Annotated in this window: 20 protein-coding genes, 1 rRNA gene and 2 riboswitches; of the genes, 8 read left to right on the top strand and 13 right to left on the bottom strand. The window is 38.6% G+C overall.

Going from position 1 to position 21,715, the window contains the following annotated elements; genetic code table 11:
* Positions 1 to 9: 9 nt before the first annotated feature.
* From CZ490_RS10035 to gcvT, 4 genes are all read right to left on the bottom strand, one after another.
* Positions 10 to 1,561 (bottom strand): 16S ribosomal RNA (locus tag CZ490_RS10035).
* Positions 1,562 to 1,867: 306 nt separating this feature from the next.
* On the bottom strand, positions 1,868 to 3,328 hold the full coding sequence (gcvPB, locus tag CZ490_RS10040) for an aminomethyl-transferring glycine dehydrogenase subunit GcvPB (RefSeq protein WP_077618769.1): 1,461 nt from the start codon (positions 3,326 to 3,328) through the stop codon (positions 1,868 to 1,870).
* Positions 3,321 to 4,667, bottom strand: coding sequence for an aminomethyl-transferring glycine dehydrogenase subunit GcvPA (gene gcvPA, locus CZ490_RS10045; RefSeq protein WP_077618770.1), 1,347 nt, complete (start codon positions 4,665 to 4,667; stop codon positions 3,321 to 3,323). Before gcvPA ends, gcvPB begins: the two co-directional genes overlap by 8 nt.
* A gap of 181 nt (positions 4,668 to 4,848) precedes the next feature.
* Complete coding sequence (gcvT, locus tag CZ490_RS10050; protein WP_077618771.1) at positions 4,849 to 5,955, bottom strand: glycine cleavage system aminomethyltransferase GcvT; 1,107 nt, start codon at positions 5,953 to 5,955, stop codon at positions 4,849 to 4,851.
* A gap of 211 nt (positions 5,956 to 6,166) precedes the next feature.
* Positions 6,167 to 6,259, bottom strand: a riboswitch (glycine riboswitch).
* A gap of 290 nt (positions 6,260 to 6,549) precedes the next feature.
* Between gcvT and CZ490_RS10055 the strand changes: the two genes are divergently transcribed.
* The 3 genes from CZ490_RS10055 to CZ490_RS10065 all read left to right on the top strand — a co-directional run bounded on the left by CZ490_RS10055 (position 6,550) and on the right by CZ490_RS10065 (position 9,639).
* Complete coding sequence (locus CZ490_RS10055) at positions 6,550 to 8,241, top strand: DEAD/DEAH box helicase (protein WP_077618772.1); 1,692 nt, start codon at positions 6,550 to 6,552, stop codon at positions 8,239 to 8,241.
* Complete coding sequence (locus tag CZ490_RS10060; protein WP_077618773.1) at positions 8,219 to 9,013, top strand: YqhG family protein; 795 nt, start codon at positions 8,219 to 8,221, stop codon at positions 9,011 to 9,013. The genes CZ490_RS10055 and CZ490_RS10060 overlap by 23 nt, the downstream gene beginning before the upstream one ends.
* Positions 9,014 to 9,391: 378 nt before the next feature.
* A riboswitch (cyclic di-GMP riboswitch) is annotated at positions 9,392 to 9,481 on the top strand.
* 29 nt (positions 9,482 to 9,510) lie between these two features.
* Positions 9,511 to 9,639, top strand: a complete 129-nt coding sequence (locus CZ490_RS10065; protein WP_077618774.1) for an anti-repressor SinI family protein — start codon at positions 9,511 to 9,513, stop codon at positions 9,637 to 9,639.
* Positions 9,640 to 9,844: 205 nt separating this feature from the next.
* On the opposite strand, the gene CZ490_RS10070 is transcribed toward CZ490_RS10065, so the two are convergent.
* Positions 9,845 to 13,501: a S8 family serine peptidase gene (locus CZ490_RS10070; RefSeq protein WP_077618775.1), complete on the bottom strand. Its 3,657-nt coding sequence runs from the start codon at positions 13,499 to 13,501 to the stop codon at positions 9,845 to 9,847.
* A gap of 438 nt (positions 13,502 to 13,939) precedes the next feature.
* Between CZ490_RS10070 and CZ490_RS10075 the strand changes: the two genes are divergently transcribed.
* Positions 13,940 to 14,266: a helix-turn-helix domain-containing protein gene (locus CZ490_RS10075; RefSeq protein ID WP_077618776.1), complete on the top strand. Its 327-nt coding sequence runs from the start codon at positions 13,940 to 13,942 to the stop codon at positions 14,264 to 14,266.
* A 39-nt stretch (positions 14,267 to 14,305) separates the two neighbouring features.
* Here the strand turns inward: CZ490_RS10075 and CZ490_RS22160 are convergent, their stop codons facing one another.
* From CZ490_RS22160 to CZ490_RS10100, 6 genes are all read right to left on the bottom strand, one after another.
* Positions 14,306 to 14,515: a hypothetical protein gene (locus CZ490_RS22160; protein ID WP_142255363.1), complete on the bottom strand. Its 210-nt coding sequence runs from the start codon at positions 14,513 to 14,515 to the stop codon at positions 14,306 to 14,308.
* A gap of 15 nt (positions 14,516 to 14,530) precedes the next feature.
* Positions 14,531 to 14,827 (bottom strand): DUF5658 family protein, encoded by a 297-nt coding sequence (locus CZ490_RS10080; RefSeq protein ID WP_077618777.1) that lies wholly within the window; start codon positions 14,825 to 14,827, stop codon positions 14,531 to 14,533.
* A gap of 159 nt (positions 14,828 to 14,986) precedes the next feature.
* Positions 14,987 to 15,574 carry a TasA family protein gene (locus CZ490_RS10085; RefSeq protein WP_159439938.1) on the bottom strand — a complete coding sequence of 196 codons (588 nt, stop codon included), beginning with the start codon at positions 15,572 to 15,574 and terminating at the stop codon, positions 14,987 to 14,989.
* 76 nt (positions 15,575 to 15,650) lie between these two features.
* A complete protein-coding gene (gene sipW, locus CZ490_RS10090) occupies positions 15,651 to 16,235 on the bottom strand; it encodes a signal peptidase I SipW (RefSeq protein ID WP_142255364.1) in 585 nt (194 codons plus the stop codon).
* Positions 16,228 to 17,079, bottom strand: coding sequence for a hypothetical protein (locus CZ490_RS10095; RefSeq protein WP_077618779.1), 852 nt, complete (start codon positions 17,077 to 17,079; stop codon positions 16,228 to 16,230). Before CZ490_RS10095 ends, sipW begins: the two co-directional genes overlap by 8 nt.
* A 144-nt stretch (positions 17,080 to 17,223) precedes the next feature.
* Positions 17,224 to 17,856, bottom strand: a complete 633-nt coding sequence (locus tag CZ490_RS10100; RefSeq protein ID WP_077618780.1) for a CalY family protein — start codon at positions 17,854 to 17,856, stop codon at positions 17,224 to 17,226.
* Between the two features lie 316 nt (positions 17,857 to 18,172).
* Here CZ490_RS10100 and CZ490_RS10105 point away from each other — a divergent pair, with 316 nt between their 5' ends.
* Together CZ490_RS10105 and CZ490_RS10110 are read left to right on the top strand one after the other, a co-directional pair.
* On the top strand, positions 18,173 to 18,550 hold the full coding sequence (locus CZ490_RS10105; RefSeq protein WP_077618781.1) for a helix-turn-helix domain-containing protein: 378 nt from the start codon (positions 18,173 to 18,175) through the stop codon (positions 18,548 to 18,550).
* 100 nt (positions 18,551 to 18,650) lie between these two features.
* A complete protein-coding gene (locus tag CZ490_RS10110; protein ID WP_142255365.1) occupies positions 18,651 to 19,256 on the top strand; it encodes a hypothetical protein in 606 nt (201 codons plus the stop codon).
* A gap of 45 nt (positions 19,257 to 19,301) precedes the next feature.
* On the opposite strand, the gene CZ490_RS10115 is transcribed toward CZ490_RS10110, so the two are convergent.
* Positions 19,302 to 19,910: a hypothetical protein gene (locus CZ490_RS10115; protein ID WP_077618783.1), complete on the bottom strand. Its 609-nt coding sequence runs from the start codon at positions 19,908 to 19,910 to the stop codon at positions 19,302 to 19,304.
* Positions 19,911 to 20,187: 277 nt separating this feature from the next.
* Entirely contained in the window at positions 20,188 to 20,817 is a 630-nt protein-coding gene (locus CZ490_RS10120; RefSeq protein ID WP_077618784.1) for a hypothetical protein, read from the bottom strand.
* A gap of 102 nt (positions 20,818 to 20,919) precedes the next feature.
* Here CZ490_RS10120 and CZ490_RS10125 point away from each other — a divergent pair, with 102 nt between their 5' ends.
* Complete coding sequence (locus CZ490_RS10125; RefSeq protein ID WP_142255366.1) at positions 20,920 to 21,267, top strand: YqzG/YhdC family protein; 348 nt, start codon at positions 20,920 to 20,922, stop codon at positions 21,265 to 21,267.
* Positions 21,268 to 21,324: 57 nt separating this feature from the next.
* The gene (locus tag CZ490_RS10130; protein ID WP_077618785.1) at positions 21,325 to 21,681 is read left to right on the top strand and encodes a DUF2512 family protein; all 357 of its coding nucleotides are present in this window, start codon (positions 21,325 to 21,327) and stop codon (positions 21,679 to 21,681) included.
* Positions 21,682 to 21,715 lie beyond the last annotated feature (34 nt).

The following is a 21,715-nucleotide window of genomic DNA, read 5'->3' on the forward strand; positions in this document are numbered from 1 at the left end:
TTTCCTTAGAAAGGAGGTGATCCAGCCGCACCTTCCGATACGGCTACCTTGTTACGACTTCACCCCAATCATCTGTCCCACCTTAGGCGGCTGGCTCCTTGCGGTTACCCCACCGACTTCGGGTGTTACAAACTCTCGTGGTGTGACGGGCGGTGTGTACAAGGCCCGGGAACGTATTCACCGCGGCATGCTGATCCGCGATTACTAGCGATTCCGGCTTCATGCAGGCGAGTTGCAGCCTGCAATCCGAACTGAGAATGGTTTTATGGGATTCGCTTAACCTCGCGGTTTCGCTGCCCTTTGTACCATCCATTGTAGCACGTGTGTAGCCCAGGTCATAAGGGGCATGATGATTTGACGTCATCCCCACCTTCCTCCGGTTTGTCACCGGCAGTCACCTTAGAGTGCCCAACTAAATGCTGGCAACTAAGATCAAGGGTTGCGCTCGTTGCGGGACTTAACCCAACATCTCACGACACGAGCTGACGACAACCATGCACCACCTGTCACTTATGTCCCCGAAGGGAAAGCCCTATCTCTAGGGATGGCATAAGGATGTCAAGACCTGGTAAGGTTCTTCGCGTTGCTTCGAATTAAACCACATGCTCCACCGCTTGTGCGGGCCCCCGTCAATTCCTTTGAGTTTCAGTCTTGCGACCGTACTCCCCAGGCGGAGTGCTTAATGCGTTTGCTGCAGCACTAAAGGGCGGAAACCCTCTAACACTTAGCACTCATCGTTTACGGCGTGGACTACCAGGGTATCTAATCCTGTTCGCTCCCCACGCTTTCGCGCCTCAGCGTCAGTTACAGACCAGAGAGCCGCCTTCGCCACTGGTGTTCCTCCACATCTCTACGCATTTCACCGCTACACGTGGAATTCCGCTCTCCTCTTCTGCACTCAAGTCCCCCAGTTTCCAATGACCCTCCACGGTTGAGCCGTGGGCTTTCACATCAGACTTAAAGGACCGCCTGCGCGCGCTTTACGCCCAATAATTCCGGATAACGCTTGCCACCTACGTATTACCGCGGCTGCTGGCACGTAGTTAGCCGTGGCTTTCTGGTTAGGTACCGTCAAGGTACCGCCCTATTCGAACGATACTTGTTCTTCCCTAACAACAGAGCTTTACGACCCGAAGGCCTTCTTCGCTCACGCGGCGTTGCTCCGTCAGACTTTCGTCCATTGCGGAAGATTCCCTACTGCTGCCTCCCGTAGGAGTCTGGGCCGTGTCTCAGTCCCAGTGTGGCCGATCACCCTCTCAGGTCGGCTACGCATCGTCGCCTTGGTGAGCCGTTACCTCACCAACTAGCTAATGCGCCGCGGGTCCATCTGTAAGTGGTAGCTAAAAGCCACCTTTTAATTGAAGACCATGTGGTCTTCGATGTTATCCGGTATTAGCTCCGGTTTCCCGAAGTTATCCCAGTCTTACAGGCAGGTTACCCACGTGTTACTCACCCGTCCGCCGCTAACTTTTGGGAGCAAGCTCCCAAAAGTTCGCTCGACTTGCATGTATTAGGCACGCCGCCAGCGTTCATCCTGAGCCAGGATCAAACTCTCCAATAAGAGTATTGATTGCTCAATAATTTGTTATCAAAATCAAAAACGTTGACGCTTGTATTGTGTTCAGTTTTCAAAGAACTTTTTTTATTTTGATGTGCCGCTCAAAAGCGACTTTAATAATATAACATTTATCAAACTCATAAGTCAACAACTTTTTTCTTTAAAGTTTTGACTCAATCAATCACGCTGTCGTGATGACTTAACCTATATTATCAGCCCTCCATTCTTTTTTCAATACTTTTAAACGCGGTAAATAATGGTAAAAAAGAGATTCCTCCAAGTTAGGAAGAATCTCTTCTATAGAAATGATTATTGTTTTTGATATCGTAGTACAGGTTTTCGAGCTGCTAACGTTTCATCTAATCTGCTTACTACTGTTGTATGTGGTGCTTCTTGAACGATTTCTGGATTCTCTTCAGCTTCTTTTGCAATTTGGATCATTGCTTCGATGAAAGAATCAAGAGTTTCTTTTGATTCTGTTTCTGTTGGTTCGATCATCATACATTCCTCTACATTTAATGGGAAGTAGATGGTTGGTGGATGATAACCGAAATCTAGTAATCGTTTTGCGATATCTAATGTACGAACGCCCAATTTCTTTTGACGTCGACCAGAGATAACAAATTCATGTTTACAATGTCTATCATATGGTAGGTCAAAATATGGTGCTAAGCGACGCATCATATAGTTTGCATTGATAACCGCATTTTCAGTTACAGCTTTTAGACCATCCGGCCCCATTGAACGGATATACGTATACGCTCGAACGTTGATACCGAAGTTTCCATAATAAGGTTTTACACGGCCGATTGATTGTGGGCGGTCGTAATCAAATTGATAGCCTTCTTCTGTTTTTACAAGGATTGGTTTTGGCAGGTAAGGAATTAGGTCAACCTTCACACCAACAGGTCCAGAACCTGGGCCTCCACCACCATGTGGACCAGTAAAGGTTTTATGGAGATTTAAGTGAACGACGTCAAATCCCATATCGCCAGGACGTGCTTTACTTAGAACCGCATTTAGGTTTGCACCGTCATAATACACTTTACCGCCAGCAGAGTGAATGATTTCTGTCATTTCTAGAATTTCTTCTTCAAATAGTCCAAGTGTATTAGGGTTTGTCAGCATTAATGCAGCTGTATCCGGTCCAACTACTCGGCGTAAATCCTCTAAATCGACTAAACCATCTTCGTTTGATTTTACAGTGATTGTTTCAAAGCCTGCTACTGTTGCTGAGGCCGGGTTTGTACCGTGAGCAGAGTCAGGTACAATTACTTTCGTACGAGCACTGTCATTATTCGCTTCATGGAAGGCACGGATCATCATTAATCCAGTCCACTCACCATGTGCACCTGCTGCAGGTTGGAGAGTTACTTCATCCATACCCGTGATTTCTTTCAGGTGTTCTTGAAGATCGTACATTAGCTCCATTGCACCTTGAACAGTACTTTCGTCTTGTAATGGATGGATGTGAGCAAATCCATTATAACGAGCTACATTTTCATTAATCTTTGGATTGTATTTCATTGTACAAGAACCTAATGGATAGAATCCGGAATCCACGCCATGGTTGCGGTTAGACAATGCAGTATAGTGGCGCATAATATCTAATTCTGATACCTCTGGTAGTTCTGGCTCCTCTACACGAAGATAGTCACTTGGGATAACATCAGCAATGTTGATTTCAGGTACATCTAACTCAGGCAAACTATAACCAATTCGACCTGGATTTGATAGTTCAAAAATTAATGGTTGATCTTGCTTATTCATGGCTATCCCCCAATTCCTTTACAAGTGTGTCGATTTCTTCTTTCGTACGTAACTCGGTAACTGCAACTAACATATGCCCCTCTAATTCAGGATAGTCACGACCTAGGTCATATCCACCGATTATTCCGTTTTCCAATAATCGAGCATTTACTTCTTTTACTGACTTGCCTACTTTTATAACAAATTCATTGAAAAATGGTCCTTCAAACACAATCTCGAAACCATTTGCTGCAAATTGTTGTTTTGCATAATAGGCTTTTTGGATATTTTGCGTTGCAATTTCTTTTACACCCTTTTTACCTAAAGCTGTCATTGCAACAGAAGCTGCAAGTGCATTAAGAGCTTGGTTCGAACAAATATTTGATGTCGCTTTGTCACGACGGATATGCTGTTCACGTGCTTGAAGTGTTAAAACAAATCCGCGTTTTCCTTCTTCGTCTACCGTTTGACCAACAAGACGACCAGGTACTTTACGCATTAGTTTTGTTGTGACAGCGAAATATCCACAGTGTGGTCCACCGAATGCTGCTGGAATTCCAAATGGCTGAGCATCTCCTACAACGATATCAGCACCTAATTTTCCTGGAGGCGTTAATGCTCCGAGTGCTAAAGGATTGCTTGATACAACAAACATGCTCTTTCCAGTATGTGCTACTGTTTCGATTTCTTTTAATGGTTCAATTTGGCCAAAGAAGTTTGGATATTGAACAATGACACACGACACATCGCTATCCATTAATGATTGAAGGGCTTCAACATCTGTAACTCCGTTCTTTGTTGGAACTTCGACTACCTCAATGTATTGACCTTTCGCATACGTTTCAAGAACGAGTCTTGATTCCGGATGAACGCCTTGGGATACAAGTACTTTTTTATTTTTTGTATGACCTGAAGCTAGCATTGCTGCCTCTGCAAGTGAAGTACCACCGTCATACATTGAAGAGTTAGCTACATCCATTCCAGTTAATTCACAAATCATGGTTTGGAATTCAAAGATTGCTTGAAGCTCACCTTGGGAAATTTCAGGTTGGTATGGTGTATATGCTGTATAAAACTCTGAACGTGAAAGAACGTGATCAACAATCACTGGCATGTAGTGGTCGTACACACCTGCACCTAAGAATGATGCATTATGGCGTAAATCAGCATTTTTTGCAGCTAATCTTGATAGTTCTTTCATTAGTGCAGGCTCTGATTTTGCCTTTTTAATATTGTATTCACCTTTAAATCGAACACTTTCTGGAATATCGCTAAAAAGCTCATCGACAGTATCTACGCCGATTGCTTGAAGCATTTCACTTTTATCTTGTTCCGTCATTGGTAAGTATCGATGTTTCATGAATGTACCCCTTTCCTACATAGAAGATGCTTAAAAAGTCGGCAGAAAATGACACATCGAATTTCTTCGTTGGCTTGCTTCTCCGTTCCTCACGTATTAAGTACATACGCTCCGGTACTCAAAGCTGCACCGCCTCGAACTTCTAGGTCCTTTTCATCCTCCTTTTAAGCTCTCATTTTTTTTATTTTTTTGGGCGTTTATAAAATGGTGTTGCCACTTGTACAGCTTTTAAGCGCTTTTTACGAACTTGAACTTCTACTTCCGATCCAAGTTCGGCATTTTCGGATTTAATTAGTACTAATCCGATATTTTTTTGAAGGGTTGGTGATTGTGTACCTGTTGTCACTTCCCCGACCTTCTCGTCTCCAATAAACACTTCATAGCCGTGACGCGGAATTCCTTTGTCAATCATCTCAATTCCAACGATTTTACGAGGAGCCCCTTCTTCTTTTTGCTGTTTTAAAACGGCTTTACCGATAAAATCAGCTTCTTTATTTGGTTTCACCGCAAAGCCAATTCCAGCTTCAATTGGTGTAATATCTTGCGATAGTTCTTGTCCATAGAGTGCAAGATTGGCCTCAAAGCGCAAGGTGTCACGTGCACCAAGTCCACAAGGTAAAACCCCTTCAGGTTCACCAGCTTCTAGGATGGCATTCCATAGTACTGCAGTATCGTCAGCTCGACAGTATACTTCAAAACCATCTTCCCCTGTATAGCCCGTTCTTGAAACAAGTGTTTTCTTGCCCGCAATTTCAACCTCGTCTTGGAACTTAAAGAACTTGATTTCGCTTAAATCTGTGTTGGTGGTTATCTTTTGTAAAACGGATTCAGCAAGTGGTCCTTGTATTGCAATTTGGCCGATTTCGTTTGAGATATTTACGACTTCAACGTCACCAAAGACATGTTGTTTTAGCCAATCGAAGTCTTTGTCTGTGTTTGAAGCATTTACGACAAGTAAATAGTGTTCATCTGATTTTTTATAGATTAGTAGGTCATCAACTGTCCCACCATTTTCATAGCACATGGCGGTATATTGTGTTGCGCCATTCTTTAATAGTGAAACATCATTTGTCATCATTTTTTGGAGAAAGGCTAAGCTGTCCTTACCCTTCACATCGATTTCACCCATGTGTGAAACATCAAAAAGGCCTGCTTTTGTGCGAACTGCTTCATGTTCTTCCTTAATACTTGAAAATTGGACAGGAAGATCCCACCCACCAAAATCAATTGTTTTGGCGCCATGCTTTTGATACTCATCAAATAATGGTGTTCGTTTTAATTCAGACAACCCGATTCCCCCTTAACATTTCTTCTTCATTTAAAATGCTGTTTGGACTCTATCGCCATAACCGAAAGATTCTGACAATATAAAAAAGGACAGATAAACTCCACAGTGATGTGAAGTCTCTGTCCTTGCACCTGAAAGTTTACCTAGAGATAATGTTCAATAGGTTTGCCCCTTTGGTGGCCGTTCAATTAATCGGCTCTCTCCAGAGTTGCGTCAAACAAGAGTCTTTTTGCCTGAGAGATTCACAGGTGTTCCTGCTTGCTCCTTCGGCGCTACAAAATGTAGTCTCTCCCCTTGTTGTCATCCGCGGTCTCATATTATTCATTTTTTTGGTAATACTAACAAAACGACTATGGAAATTTATACTATCCAGCCCAAAAAGCTTTCTTACAATATCAATTTGTTATGTAGCAAAAACCTTCTATCGCATAGAGAGAAGCGTTTTCTAACTATCTTCATCCTATCATCATATGGCGATTTGGGCAATAACTTATTTTCTTAATATTATCTTATTTTTTTAGTAGAACGTTCGGATTTTAAAGAATCCGCACCTTTCTTCTATTATATATTCAATTTGGAAAGGACTGTGTTTATATGAATGTCGATTTTGAATTTGATCAGTCGTGGCAAGGTGACTTTTTGCAAAGAATTGACGATGACGGTCCTTGGGCAAACTGGGAGCTGTATAAGCTTGCGTATGAAGTGGAAAAGCATCAATCGATACCTGAGTTTGAAGGCCTTCAGGCTCCAAAGCATTTACCTCAGTTAACACCACTTCCACATCAACTTGAGGTCGCAAAGCAGGTTGTTGAAAAAATGAACGGAAAAGCAATATTAGCGGATGAGGTTGGACTCGGGAAAACAATTGAAGCTGGACTCATTTTAAAAGAATATATGATTCGTGGTCTTGTAAAAAAAGTGTTAATTCTTGTACCAGCATCCCTCGTTTCTCAATGGGCAGCTGAATTAAATCAGAAATTTTATATTCCTGCAGTTCAGCAGAAAAAGAGCTATATGTGGGAGCAATATGATGTCATCGTTTCTTCTATCGATACAGCGAAGAGAAGCCCACATCGTGAAATTGTGTATGAACAGGATTATGACCTGATCATCATTGACGAGGCTCACAAGCTAAAAAACAATAAAACGAAAAACTATGAATTTGTCCAAAATCTAAAAAAGAAGTTTTGTTTACTATTAACAGCCACCCCGATTCAAAATCGAATTGAGGAGATTTTCAATCTCGTGTCTTTATTAAAACCTGGGCACTTAGGAAATCAAGAGAATTTTGAAGAAGCTTTCGGTAAGAAGAGTCGCTCGATAGATGACCACGAACATTTAAAAGAGTTAGTGAATAAGGTGATGATCCGTAATCGTCGAGATGATACGGGTATTGAGTGGACAAAACGGAAAGTTGAAACGGTACCAATTGAGTTTTCAGAAACAGAACAAGATTTATATGATGCCATATCCAATTATCGTTCCGACTTATCTGGGTTCTCATCAAGTATGTTCTCCATTTTAACTCTGCAACGAGAAGCATGTAGCAGTCGTGAGGCAGTCTACTTTACCTTAAAAAAGATGCTTGAGAAAAAGAACGAGGATGGTAGCGCTGCAGTTCCTGAGGATATGGTAATGGGACTTATGAAAAAGGTGGAACAGGTTACCCAAAATTCGAAAGCTGAAAAGGCCGTCGAGCTTATTAAACAAATTGACGATAAGGTAATTATCTTTACCGAGTATCGTGCGACTCAAATGTATTTGCAATGGTACTTGCAGCAAAACGGTATTTCATCTGTTCCCTTTAGAGGCGGGTTCAAGCGCGGGAAAAAGGATTGGATGAGGGAACTATTTAAAGGTAAATTCCAGGTATTAATCGCAACTGAAGCTGGTGGCGAAGGGATTAACCTCCAATTCTGTAACCATATTATCAATTATGACCTCCCATGGAATCCGATGAGACTGGAGCAACGGATTGGACGGATTCATCGTCTTGGTCAGGAGAAAGATGTTCATATTTATAACTTTGCAACGAAGAATACAGTTGAAGAACATATTTTGAAATTATTATATGAAAAAATAAATCTGTTTGAGCGCGTCATAGGTCAACTAGATGATATTTTAACCAGACTCGACCTAGGAAACATTGAAGATCATATTCAAGACATCATGCTTCGTTCTCGGAGCGAAGGTGAAATGAAAATTAAAATGGAAAATTTAACATCAATCTTAAGCTATGAAGAACATGACGGTGGTGAACAGCATGCAGCAACAGGAAATCGTTAACTTTTTAGAAAAATATTTTGTATCAAATCATTGTGAAATTCTCGAACGACAACCAGGGTATATGACGGTTCAACTAACGGTCGATTTAGATAAACAACTGATGAACCGCCCGTTCTATTGGACGTATGTAGAAAAAACTGGGCAAGAGCCAAATCCAATGAAGCTTACGCTAATCACAGACCGTGATCAAACGCCAGATAATGTAAAGGGTGACTTTATCCATTTCGGGGCACCCCGCTTACATCAAATTTTTGAATCCACAAAAAATCTTGCTGGTTATATCCGGCTGTATCAGCAAAAGCCACTTGGAGCTCAAGGAAATACACCACTTTACCCTTGGCTAGGGTTAAATGTGAAAATATCTTTTAAAAGTGACCGAAAAAGGGATGTGTTAATGTCACTTGGCTTGCAGCTCATTAATGGGATGATTGTTGAAAACTTTCAAGAACAGCTAGAGAAGCTACCCCTTACACCCAAGATACCGGATTTGACGTACACCATGTCGCCACTTGTGAAACCGCAAAGTGGAGTCAATCGTCTACAACAATATGTGAGAGGCTATGTGGAAACACAAGACCACAAGTGGGCAGGGGAAGCAAGAAAACGGTGGGACGAAGATTTAGCTCTTTTGGATTCTTTTTATGAAGGAATCGACGAAAAACCTGAAAGCTATGAAATTGAGAAAGAAGCACTAAAAGAGCAATATGAACCGAAAGTTCATGTCGAGATAATCAACGGCGGACTCTTTTATCTTTGTCAAAATACGATGTAATTTAGGCCTATCCTCACATTTGAGGGTAGGTCCAACTTTTGTGAGGGTATTTTTTAAAAAATCGTCCGACAAATAACTTGTATTTATTTGGTAATTTTACAAAAAGGTATATCAAAAATCACCTTGTGTTAACCTCATCATTTCTCTAATTAACAAATACTAGGTCTTTATTCCCATAATTCGAGTATATCCTACAAAAACCTTTAAATACAGCCAACTTCTATATCTTAAAACAACCAATTGTTTATGTTTTACTAATATTTTGACATCGACATTTTTTTACAGATTTATTTTTTTATGTGTTTTATACTTCTAAATGTAATACAAAGGTTCTATACATAAAAGGACTATCGTTTTAGGTCAGTCAGCTAGGGTTCGGACAGACAAAGGCAAACCTATTGAAAAATAGGGACGCAAAGTCACAGGTCTAAGGTTGGAGATTTCAATGATGACGGCTGGACTGCCTGGAATACTAAAGTATTTTGGGAGGAAATAAAATGGTAAATGAAGTAAAAAACATGAACGAGCAATTGGATCAAGAGTGGATCGACCTTATTTTAGAAGCAGTGGAAATGGGAATGAGCGTCCAGGATATACAGTCTTTCCTCCAACGCGAACCAGCATAACGGACCTTATTCACTGAATATACCCCATTTAACGGGGTTTTTTTATTTTTATAAGTAATCTTAAATTTTACATTAGATGAGGTTGAATCCTATTGAGCCTAAATATAAGGAGCGATACATTAACAAAAGAGCCAGCTGTAAGTGCTGGCTCTCTATTTTTATGTTAATCCTACTATGAAGTGGTTATAAAAAAACAAGGTACTACCTATCGACTTCTAGGTGGTCTAACCGTATCTGTACTAGCAACGGCAACCATCACGTTCAAGGTGTTCTCACCATATGTGACCGTTATTTCTGTAATTCCAGGACTTAAACCTGTAATTACGCCATTTGTAACCGTTGCAATTTTCTCGTTTGCTACACTATAGGTAGCAACTGCTGTTACATCTTTTTCTGTTGTTTTATCACCAATTGTTGTAACTTCAGTGATTTCCACACTATCTGTAGCCCCTACATTAATGAGAAGGAGATCTTTATCTACCTTCAAGCTAACTGTCTTATCTGGGTTAGGTTCTTCCTCTACTACTGTCACATCTACTGTTACTTCATTTCCACCGTAAGAAATTGTAATTATGGTTTCTCCTACTGCATTTGCGGTTATCACACCTGCTTGTGCTGAAGCAATAGTTTCATCTGCAACTGTGTATGTTGCTTTTGCTGTTACGTCTTCTTCTTTTATACTGTCTCCATCTTTCGTTAATTGAGTTACTTCTACTGTTGCAGTTTGACCTTTTTCAATTGTAACTGCTGATTGATTTACAGATAGACTGATTTCTGCTTTTTCAACTGGAATTTCTACCGTACCCTTATTTCCAGCTGCATCTTCTACATGTACAGTCACTTTATCTGCTGCTTGATTTAAATCAAGTTCAAATGATCCGTCTTGGTTGAGAGTGATTGGTTGTGGTGCACCATCCTCACCATTGCTTGTAATGACATAAGAAGCAGTTAACTTTGTATTTAGATCATATTCTAATCCGTAAGGCTCTAGAACATCTATATAATCAATGTACTTATCTGTTATAGCACCTGAAAGTTTGTTTCCTTCAACCTCCCCTGAGATTACAGGATTTGTTGATTTTACGAAAATTGGTCCTACATAGTCACCGATAGCACCTGAAGTTGCCAGTGCAGAAAAGTCGATTGTATATACGCCATCAGGAATATTCGATGGTTCTTGAGGAGGAGCCCAAGGTCTGTATTGACCAGTAATACCTAATTGATAAGAACCAGCTCCTAAGGAATTACCAGCATGTAAATACCCAATGTAGCCATCCCCATAGTATCCACCATCTGGGTCTTCGATATTCCAAAGTTCAATAAAGTTTGTCCCTACGTCACCAGTAATTGTGAAATAAAGCGTCGCTTCGTCTTTCACACCATCACCATTGAAGGAAAGATCGGTTTCTGTGATACTCATATCTTTAATTTCTGTGGCAGGAACTCCGCCAAAGTCGGCAGCAAATGGAAGTGAAACATGGTTGGCACCACCGTTAATGTGGATATAACCTAGTATTTCGTCTCCAGCCTTCGCTGCATCATTTTCCGAAGCTGTTAAAGTAACGTTTAATAACTGTTCACCATTTGGAGCTAAAGTGAATGTTGACTTATCAACACTTACCTGAGCATCAGCAAATGATTTTGTTACGTCCACAGATACGCTTAATTTCCCACCCTCACCTTTAAGATCTTTAACTCGAATTTGCTTCGTGACTGAAATATCATTGTCTAGTATTTGAGGACCAAAAGTAACAGTTCCTTTGATATTCGGAACAACTTCGCCGCTTTCATCAAGAATTGCTTCATCCTCTGCATAAGCCAGTGTACCTGGGAATGCCGCAGCATAAGCGTCTACACGTCCTGCTCCTTGTGCAAAGACGTCATACTTACTTGTATCTAGTAGTTTTGCTGTATTGGAAATGGCTACTTTCACATCAAATGCATCCCATTCAGGGTTTGCTTGTTTAACTAGAGCAGCAATTCCAGCGATATGTGGTGCTGCCATTGACGTACCTGTAAAACGATCATAAGATTGTTCATAGCTTGCATTTGGAAAATCCCATTTATAAGCTGGGACTGATGACATAATATTTGTTCCAGGTGCTATTACATCTGGTTTAATATCAAAATTCGGTGTAGATGGCCCACGAGAACTTGAATCATTTACCTCATCACCTTCAGATTCTGTTGAATCGAAGTTTCCAAATGTAACAGTTCCTGTTCCACCCTCAAGAGCTGCACGAATTGCTTCTCCATCTGTTACAGACATATCAATTGTCGGAATGAAGGCAAATGAGTCACTTAAAAACACATTTGACACATCAGGTGCGTTCGTCCCACCAGAGAAGTTATGAATGATTGTTGCTATTGCACCATTTTCCTTCGCATTTGCAATTTTATCTACAAATGCAAGTTCCCCTCGGGTGATAAGGGCTACCTTACCTTCTACATCAATTCCTTCGAAGTCTGCCTTGTTACCAACACCTGGGATTGCAACAAGCTCGAATTCACCGGAAAGTTGATCAGATAAATCTTGTCCAAATGTTGTTGCCATGAATTTTAAATCCTTCGAAAAGCTGAAATCGTCACCAACTGTAACGGTAACTTCTGCGCTATGCTGACTCTCTGGATTTGTTGTGTTACCCACAATAATTCCAAGACGAGAAGTTCCTGGGGTTGTTACTGTACCACGATTTGGACCTGAGTTACCAGATGAAATAACTGAAATTACTCCAGCCATCATCGCATTGTTAATGGCATATGCCAAGCTATCATTTTCTGAGTTACTACCACCACCAAGTGAGAGGTTAATAACATCCATACTCTCATTAACCGCATGCTCAACCGCTGAAATAATTCCAGAAGTTGCTCCACTACCATAGGCACCTAGTACGCGATAAGCATATAAATCAATTTCAGGAGCAATTCCTTTTATTCCAAACTCGTTCGCACCAATAGCAGCAATTGTTCCTGCAACATGCGTTCCATGATCAGTGTGGAAAGTGCGACCACTTGCATTAACCTCTGGCATATGTGCCGGTCGTTCCGCAGGTGACGTTTCTCGTGCATCATCATCTGCACGTTCACGCTTGTAGTCGGAACTGTGAATAATAAAGTTCTTTCCACCTTTATAAATTCCTTGGAACTCTGGGTGGTCTGGATCAATTCCTGTATCAAGAACAGCTACTTTTATTCCAGCCCCTTTATAACCCTCTTCCCAGATTGCTTCAATTCCTAAGTGGTCAATACTTGTATTCATTTGTGTCTCAAATTCTATTTCTTTCTCAAGTTCAGATGATGATGGGTCTGTTGGCTTGTCTGCTTCTAAAGCATGAACAATTGTGTCAGGTTCTACTAATGTGATGCCTGTAATATCTAGGAGTTTTTTGAGGTCATCCGCTTTAACTTTAGCAGCAAAACCGTTAAGGACAGTATCATATGCAAAACCTTTTTGTAATTTAATACCCTTTGCTTTTATTTCCTTATCAACAGTTGACTGCTGCCTTGTAATCTTGTTACGAATTTCTGAAATCTTGGTGTTTGTTAATGTTTTTCCTTTTAGCTCACTAATTCCTTTTTCTAAAGCTACTGGGTTCTCAGATAGATGGATAATTACTGGAATTAGTTCATTACCTGACTTATCCTGTAAATCCTTATGTAGCTTTGGCAAACCTTCAGTGGCCGCGTTTTGCTCTGCAATCGCTGCCTTAAGTAGCATATTCTTTTCATTTTGTAGTTGCTGCTTAAATGGCTTGTTTCCAACTCTATCTACCTCCATCGCTGACACAGGCATCACTAAGGAAAGCACCATTACAAAAGCCAGTAAACTACTAAATATTTTCACAAATTTCCTTTTCCCCAATTTACTTCCCCCTACTCCTCTTGTTTAGTATAAGTAAATTATTATTAAGCTTTAAGCTTTAAAATCTATGTGAACAAACATAGATTTGAGATATATTTCTCTTTGTGTAAAAGATTAATTTAAAAAGTCCCTCCTTTTTAATATTCGATTTTATTGAATTACATTTCCACATCCTTTCCGTTCTCAAAAAAGAACAATAAATTAAAAAATCAAACGGAAGGTAAAGTTCTTCCATTTACTTATATTATACAATGTTTTTCCGAATATTTAAACTATAAAAAGAAATATCTTTCTTAATTAAGAACAACTAACTACTATCTATAGTCGGAATGACCTATTTGTTAAAGCAATTTATTTCACTATATTTTTTTCGTTCTTATTATAAAACATTTCTTTGATATATGTTATAATAGGAAAAGGAAGGGAAGGTGAAGAGTTATGATTGGTCAACGCATTAAAACATATCGCCTACAAAAACAATTATCATTATCTGAATTAGCGGATCGTGCCGGAGTTGCCAAATCATACTTGAGCTCAATCGAACGGAATCTCCAATCAAATCCTTCTATCCAGTTTCTTGAAAAAATATCTACAGTACTAGGAGTATCAGTCAATGAACTACTCCATGAACAAACAGAACCTGAAAATGTAGAACTAGATTCAGAATGGACAAGGCTTGTACGCGAAGCAATGAAATCAGGAGTTTCCAAAGAGGAATTTCGATCATTCTTGGAATTTAATAAGTGGAAAATGGATAATAAGTAAAAATGCTTCGGCTGATAATTTCGCCCGAAGCATTTTTTATTATATATATGTATCGTATGTGGATTGGTTGTAGAGATTAGGTTGTTGAGTAATTGTGTAATTCCTATGTAAAATGGACTGATAAGCCTCTCCTGCATCTCGTGCACGAAGGATTGAAAGATCAGTTTGGCAAATTGGGCAATCCCATTCACCATACTTACTACTGCTAAAAGAAGGTTGATTACATTTGGGGCATGTTTTCGTGTACATTGTGTTACCTCCATTCTAAAAGATTTCAGAAATCCAATAGCCGTGGAGGAAAAACACATATACGTATAAGGCAGTGGCTACATAGGATAGTGAACGGATTAACTTGCTGACTGGGAAACGAATGATGAAGATAAGTGCAATTAAAAATAATGAAAGCATTAGTTTTATGGTTAAAAATAAAAGCGGGTGTATTTCATACACGGTATACATCAATGGATTAGCTTCCGATATATGGTTACCCAGGATACCAAAATGGGTTATTAATGCGTCAAATAGATTTAAGGACGCTAGGAAAGTAAAGACGAATTTCATCGAAAACCTCACTTATTTATTTAAAAAAGATGAATCCTCACTAACATGCAAATTATAAATTATTTATTTTTTATGAAAAAACTCCGATTTCCAAATTCCCAATAAAGAAAACTAAATAACAAGGCCCTACGAAAACATACTGACAAAGTATCGCACAATTTAATTCATTCTTCTTCTTAGGATGAAATACAAAATTCCTCCACCTAAGACTAAAAGCATTCCTGCAATCAGTAGGTTAAAGCTATTTGTACCCGTCTCAGGTAATTTGGGACCATCAACAGGAAGTGCACCTCCTAATGTACCTTCTGCATAAAACTTCAATTCAACTTCTGTCGTTAACCCCTGATACTCATTTCCCAAATGGGGAGGAAATTCCACGGTAAATATAAGGTCCTCTTGTTGTCCAGTAGCAATTTCTCTAGGGTCGATTTTTTTAAATTCTCCTAATTTCCCTTTGAAAATTTCTCCTGTACTATCAGTTATAGAAAGTACTAACTCCTCATAAAGTTCTTTTGAACCTGACTTACGATCTGCTGAAGTTAGATATTTAAAATCCTCCGAGCCACTATTCTTTATAGTTAATGTTCTAGTAGCCCAGTCTCCTGGTTTAAAGTTCTCAATATCAAATAATACTTTTTCAGGTGTCGTCATTATGTCTATTACCTTGTTTGCTGGAGCGGCTAAAACTTGATTCACATGAATAAAAAATAGAAAAGTACAAATTAGTATAAAACATATAGGTTTCATAAATTTGTAGGACTCCATAATATGCTTCCTTCCCTTCTTAGAAGGGGATCAATATAACAAAGATATTGATCCTTACTTAATTCGTTTTCGTTTCCTCTATTGCATCATTCGTTTTATTACTTATGTCAAGCTTAGATATTGTTCTCCAAAGTGAGAAAATAGAATATAAGAAAATGAGAATTCCCGGTACTATCATTAAAATTAATGTACCTTTTTTAGAGTCAGCAAAATCCGCAAAATAACCTAGATATGGTATTGTAAATCCACGATATTCTGCTACAACATTCTGGGCTAAAACAGGATTAATATCTTCTGTATTATTGTTATCACCTTTTGTTCGATACATCACTTGCTGGCCGTTATCTATCACTTCAACGATTCTGTGGGTAATTAACTTTTCATCTTCCTCCATAAACGTAATAACATCGTTCTCTTTAAAACGCGTCATATCTCCGCCTGTTTTTACTGCAATAATTGATCCAGTTTTTATACCTGGCTCCATCGACCCTGATAATACTGTTTTTAGCTGATACCCAAAAACTGAAGGCTCCCCACCTGAGAGCTTATTGGTTACAACAAGAGATGCAACACAAATTAATAAAACGATTAGTAAACCTGTAACTAAGTGATTTAACCATTTAAAAATCTTCTTTTTATTCATTGCCATCCTTCTCCTTACTATTTTCTTCAACATTTGCAGCTTCATCAGGAACTGAATTATTTACTGCGTTTTCGCTTTGGTTTGCACCATTATCTTCAGTTGTTACTGGATTTTTTTCGCTTTCATTTGTAGAAGTTTGTTCATTATTTTCTGGTGTCTGATTAGAACCTTCATCTGTTTCTTCTGAAGTTATTGTTTCAGGGTTTTCTACTTTCTCAGTTTCTACTACCTCTTCCTTCGGTGGCTCTTCTTTTGGTGCTTCTTTTTGCTCATTGTTCGATTGACCATTGTTGCTCTTACATTTAACTTTTACTTTTACACTCCAAACATCCTCAACGGATTTATTAGTTTGATACGCATAGAACGTATAAAAACCTTGCTCGGTATCTTTATTGGTAACAAAGCTAAGCTTAGTTTGTTCTCCACTTGCTAAAGCAGGAATTATAGCCTGTTCTTCAGGGATATCTATTTTCTTACCTTGTTTTATCGGATTTCCTCCCTTATCTTTTCCAGGATCATTATCCTTATCAATATAGTAAACTTCGAATTTACTTGGAGATTCCATATCTTTATCACTAATATTTTTTATCGTAACCTCCGTTTTTGCTGGACAAGCTTTTAGATTAATATTCCCCTGATCCATAAACGCTAATTCACTCTTATCTGACCATGCAGTTAGTGTTACATTTGTTGATTTGCTTGAAGTGAAGTGGGCAGCAGTACTCGATGTCGCATATTTGATTGAAAAAATCATTAAATAAATCACAAGGGCTATTTTAAGAACAGTTAAGATTCGTTTTTTTCGTTCCTTTATCCCTCTTATCAATCTACTATCCTCTTGCATATTTTAAGTTCCTCCCTTCCCGCATAACACTTTTTATACATATTTATGAAAACAAAGGTTTCCATATGTGTTCATAAATATCTATAAAGCATGTAATCAAGGAAGGAGATAGAATCCCCTTCCCTTTCAGTTAATTATTAACTATTATCTTTCTTCTCCCTCAGTTTGGTGAGCAGTAAATGTCCACTCAAGCTCTAAAGCGTCACCTTGGAATTCATTTTGATCAGCACCGTTGTCTACGAATTCAAATGCAACATACATTTGGTCGCTAGAACCGGCTGCTAAACCACTATCTTCACCGTTTAAACCTAGTAACCAAGTAATCCAATGTTGTAAGTTTTCAGCTGCATCTGGAGTCATATTCTGAAGATCATATAAAGTAGTTTCAGAGATTACATCGTTATAGTCTCCGATAACCCATCCAGCACCTGTTTTGTCTGCATTCTCAAGGAATAGTACTTTAATGTGCTTACCGAAGTCGTCTACGTTATCTCCTTTTGCATCTACAACGTTATAAGCAGTAGCTAGGTCAATTGTGGAAATATCAAGCGATCCATTGTTCTCTAATACGAATTCACGAACCATAGTATCCCCAGGCTTCAAATTATCAACATCAATAACAACTGATGGGTTAACAGCTAAATCCAAAGTACCCGCTGCAAATGTATTGTTTGACACCTCTGTATCACTGAAGTATGCAAATGTTCCTCCCCCGATTAATGATAAACCTAGTGCTGCTGATGCTACCCCTAAACCTAGTTTCTTTTTCAAACTCATTTTTGTTTCCTCCTCTTTTTTCCTTATAAATATTTTTTATATTGAATCCTTATGTATTGATAAGGAGATCAACCGAGATATGTACTTTGTAACGTTCGTTTTCGTTCTCTGTAACGAACTTACAATGTGAGTATAATCCATAAGTCTTATATTTGAAAAACCTCAAAAACAGCCATTTTTTCTCAATAAAGAACGTTTATCGTTCTTTTTCTCGAATTAACTCTTGTTTTCTTACTATTTTGTAATTTTATTAAGAACAGATTGTTTCTTATAATGAACATATAGTGAATTTGAATTCGAACAAAGGAGAAGGAAGATGATTAGTTCTAGAATTAAGAAATTACGAAAGCAGAAAGGACTTACAATTACTGAGCTTGCTAAAAGAGCCGGAGTTTCAAAGTCATATTTAAGCTATATTGAAAGAGACGTGCAAAAGAATCCTTCTCTTCAATTCTTAAATAAGATAGCAAAGCCACTAGATACAAATATTGAATACTTATTAGGAGCTGATAACCCCAACCAAACTTCGTATGGCGAGCTTGATGAGGAATGGACAAAGCTTTTAAAGAAAGCAATCAATGATGGCATGAGTAAAGAAGACTTTCGCCAAATTCAAGACTTTATTAAATTTAGAAATTGGGAAAATGATTACATAAATCATAAAGGGGGGAATACTAATGATAAAGTGACATAGCAGTGAAATATCTTATTTCGTGATGTAGACATTATTAAATAGTAAGGGTATCACTCTAAAAATACTTCAGGTTATAAAAAAAAGGAGAGACTAAATTTCTATGAAAAAAAGAATTTTAATAGCTTGTTTAATAGGAGTCATCTGTTTGGGCTCCTCTCAATTATTACCAGTGTTCGCAAGTGGGGACGCTGGTAGCAGTAGCAGTCAGGAAAGAACAGTTTCTGTGCCCCCAAAAGATACGAAAGTAAAAGACTCTGAGCATAAAAATAATATAGCCGAAGATACAACTAAATCAGAAGCCACTAATAATCTTCGTAGACCTCAAAGAAGCAGTAAAGAGCATGAGGACGCCCTAAATAATCTAGCAAAGGATTTAGATATATCCACTGAAGGAAAAGATTCTTCAAAAATAGAAACTGAAATTCGTTCCACTTTGCTTCAACAGAAGGCTAAAGAAGCCGGAATTGAAGTTGAAGGGAAATCAGAAGAAGAAATTATAACAGAACTCAAAGAGGAGTATGCTGAAAAACCAGAAGTAATTAATCCTTCGAGCAATAAGTATGAGGAACTTCGTATGAAACCCGAATCTAGACGTAATGACATCGTAAATAAAGCAAAACAATATGGTATTGAGACTGAAGGTAAAGAGTTCGATGAAATTGTTGAAGAATTAAAAAGCTCAATTCTAAAAAATAAAGGTGAATAAGCAAAAAACCTTGAAAGAATAAATCCTTTCAAGGTTTTTACTTGTTTAGTCCCTCTTCTCAACCGCCGACAACACTAGCCCTCTTTCATTCTCCTCAGCCTTATACGTAATATTGTTTAGCGTTGCTTTTCCATTGATTTTTTTATCTTTATCACGAAGGAGTCCCAGTTTATATGTAGTGACTCCGATGTCTTGTTCTTTAACTGCTTCTTCTGTGTTTGTTACGGCAACAAGTAAGAAGAAGGCTGCAATGGTGTCCTCATATTTGTCTAGGGTTGTGTTCAGGTTATCAGATTCTATGTCCTTTTTGACGATTGATAACCGAACGACCTCGTTGGTCGCTTCATTTACGATACCTTCGAGAATCATGCCATCGTTGATATCGTGTTTAAATTCACCGTTTCTCACATTTATCTGATTAATTTTATCAGAGTCCTTCATTTCTGCCTGTGCTTCATTCCAATTCTTCACAAGGTCGTCTGTTGTAAATCCTAGTGAACCGAGAGTGATGATTTCTTCTTCTGCTTCTTGGATTTTCGTTGATTTAGGGTCCTCTTTTTTCGCTTTTTCTTTTGCTTTGTCGTCACCTTTACAGCTGACAAGCAAGGCTGTACTTAAAAGTATAATCGCAATAAAAAATAATCTCTTCCTCATGACTTTTCCTCCTACACACAAAATTTCTCATAATGATAATATGTGCGCATAAAGAACAAATCATACAGCAAAAAACAAATGCGTAAGCGCCTTGATCAGTCCCGACAAGCATAAGACGATACGGCCAGAAGGTTGCTCTTTGACCTTCTTGACGGATTGGCTTATGACCTCGAGGGGCTAGGCGCTGGAGCTAGACGTAGATAAATTAATTTAAATTCCAACAACAAGGTTGGATTAATTTCTGGTAAATATCAAAAAACGACCCAAAACGGATCGTTTACTCAGGATATTCGTCACTTTTACTTATCATGACCTTCACAACAAACGCTTCATCACTCTCTTTTATTGCGCTCTGGATAATCTCTTCATCAAGTCCAATTGGGACACCACTTCCATCATATCTTGCAAGTAAAGCTAGCGTAAATGGTTTCTCTGCCTCAAGGTTTATTTTTTCATCCACCCATGTTGAACCCATTCCTAGTCTTTCTTTATCCTTTACTTCCAGTGGTAAAGATTCCATTGTTGATATTGCGGTACCATCCGAAACCGAATACGTCCAACGTGTGTATGTAGTGTTCTCTTCTAGATTGAAATCGAGCTTAGAAGCAGCAATTGTCATTTTTTCTTTTGTAGAAGTTGCTCCCTTAATAAAATCATCTTGTTTTTCACCATTCTTATAATGTTCAATCCAGTAGTGGATCATTTTTATGTCTTCGTCTTTTATGTCCAGTTCATACATAAGCAATGTATCGAAACCGAGTGAACTAATAATTTGTGTATTTCTTTCGTTTTGCTGAATTGGTTTTAGAACACCAGCTGTTTGTTTATCTGTTGTACTTACAGAACTGCACCCGATCAAACTTAACAGTACAACAACTACGATCCACTTTTTAATCATTCCTTTCATCAGCACTCCCCCCCTTTTTCACCATAATACCATGGTTTACCAAAAATACAGTATAAATTTTCTAACTAAGGGAATTTCTAAGGTAAAAGTGAGGTGTTGTATATGTTACGAAACATATTGATTGGATGTTGTTGCTTTGGTTTGTTTTTAATCCCAACGATTGGTCTTATAAATGAGTCACCTATTGTAACTGCAGAACAAAAGAAACCTGTGCCTGAATACGCAAAATGGGGAAAATTGGCGATGGAAAAGACCAAAAATAAATATCCATCCGCTCAAATTATTGATTATTTACATGTAGGGAGAACTAAGAAAAATGGAATGTATATTGAACGCTTCAAGCTTTGGTTGAAGCAGGATAATAGGGAGTTTGGAGTTTTTGTGAATATCACCTTTGAAGCAGACACAGAAAGAGTAAAAAATATAACCATTGTGGAAACGGATCGGTAATCGTTTTACATAGAAATATTACTTTTTGTAAAAAATACCGAAAAGGAGGTGTATATCATGAGAAATCTACTTATGAAGATTATTCTATTGCCTTTAATTGTTGCCCTTTGTTCAGCTGTCTTTGACAATGTTGATTTAGTTGCATGGTATCAGCCAATCGGTATCGGTGTACTACTAGCCATTATCGGTCACTTAATGGAAAAAGCGATACTAAGACGAAATACAACCGTAATGACTGATATTGCAGATTTTATAACTGCAGCACTTGTAGTATATTTTCTTTCCTTGTTTTACGATGGTGCAAGAGTAACGTTTGGAGGCGCAATCTTAACTGCGCTAGTCATTACACTAGTTGAAATTGCAATGCATCGCTGGTTAGTACGGTCAGGTAGAACTGAAAAATCTACAGCATGATTTTATACAAAAGAGGTGCAGCAGCACCTCTTTT

This window comes from Litchfieldia sinesaloumensis, assembly GCF_900156865.1.
Lineage (GTDB): Bacteria > Bacillota > Bacilli > Bacillales > Bacillaceae_L > Ferdinandcohnia > Ferdinandcohnia sinesaloumensis.

Coding starts and splice junctions, on each gene's coding strand:
- gcvPB (WP_077618769.1), bottom strand. CDS start 3,328: ATGAATAAGCAAGATCAACCATTAATTTTTGAACTATCAAATCCAGGT.
- gcvPA (WP_077618770.1), bottom strand. CDS start 4,667: ATGAAACATCGATACTTACCAATGACGGAACAAGATAAAAGTGAAATG.
- CZ490_RS10055 (WP_077618772.1), top strand. CDS start 6,550: ATGAATGTCGATTTTGAATTTGATCAGTCGTGGCAAGGTGACTTTTTG.
- CZ490_RS10060 (WP_077618773.1), top strand. CDS start 8,219: ATGCAGCAACAGGAAATCGTTAACTTTTTAGAAAAATATTTTGTATCA.
- CZ490_RS10065 (WP_077618774.1), top strand. CDS start 9,511: ATGGTAAATGAAGTAAAAAACATGAACGAGCAATTGGATCAAGAGTGG.
- CZ490_RS10075 (WP_077618776.1), top strand. CDS start 13,940: ATGATTGGTCAACGCATTAAAACATATCGCCTACAAAAACAATTATCA.
- CZ490_RS22160 (WP_142255363.1), bottom strand. CDS start 14,515: ATGTACACGAAAACATGCCCCAAATGTAATCAACCTTCTTTTAGCAGT.
- CZ490_RS10080 (WP_077618777.1), bottom strand. CDS start 14,827: ATGAAATTCGTCTTTACTTTCCTAGCGTCCTTAAATCTATTTGACGCA.
- CZ490_RS10085 (WP_159439938.1), bottom strand. CDS start 15,574: ATGAAACCTATATGTTTTATACTAATTTGTACTTTTCTATTTTTTATT.
- sipW (WP_142255364.1), bottom strand. CDS start 16,235: ATGAATAAAAAGAAGATTTTTAAATGGTTAAATCACTTAGTTACAGGT.
- CZ490_RS10095 (WP_077618779.1), bottom strand. CDS start 17,079: ATGCAAGAGGATAGTAGATTGATAAGAGGGATAAAGGAACGAAAAAAA.
- CZ490_RS10100 (WP_077618780.1), bottom strand. CDS start 17,856: ATGAGTTTGAAAAAGAAACTAGGTTTAGGGGTAGCATCAGCAGCACTA.
- CZ490_RS10105 (WP_077618781.1), top strand. CDS start 18,173: ATGATTAGTTCTAGAATTAAGAAATTACGAAAGCAGAAAGGACTTACA.
- CZ490_RS10110 (WP_142255365.1), top strand. CDS start 18,651: ATGAAAAAAAGAATTTTAATAGCTTGTTTAATAGGAGTCATCTGTTTG.
- CZ490_RS10115 (WP_077618783.1), bottom strand. CDS start 19,910: ATGAGGAAGAGATTATTTTTTATTGCGATTATACTTTTAAGTACAGCC.
- CZ490_RS10120 (WP_077618784.1), bottom strand. CDS start 20,817: ATGAAAGGAATGATTAAAAAGTGGATCGTAGTTGTTGTACTGTTAAGT.
- CZ490_RS10125 (WP_142255366.1), top strand. CDS start 20,920: ATGTTACGAAACATATTGATTGGATGTTGTTGCTTTGGTTTGTTTTTA.
- CZ490_RS10130 (WP_077618785.1), top strand. CDS start 21,325: ATGAGAAATCTACTTATGAAGATTATTCTATTGCCTTTAATTGTTGCC.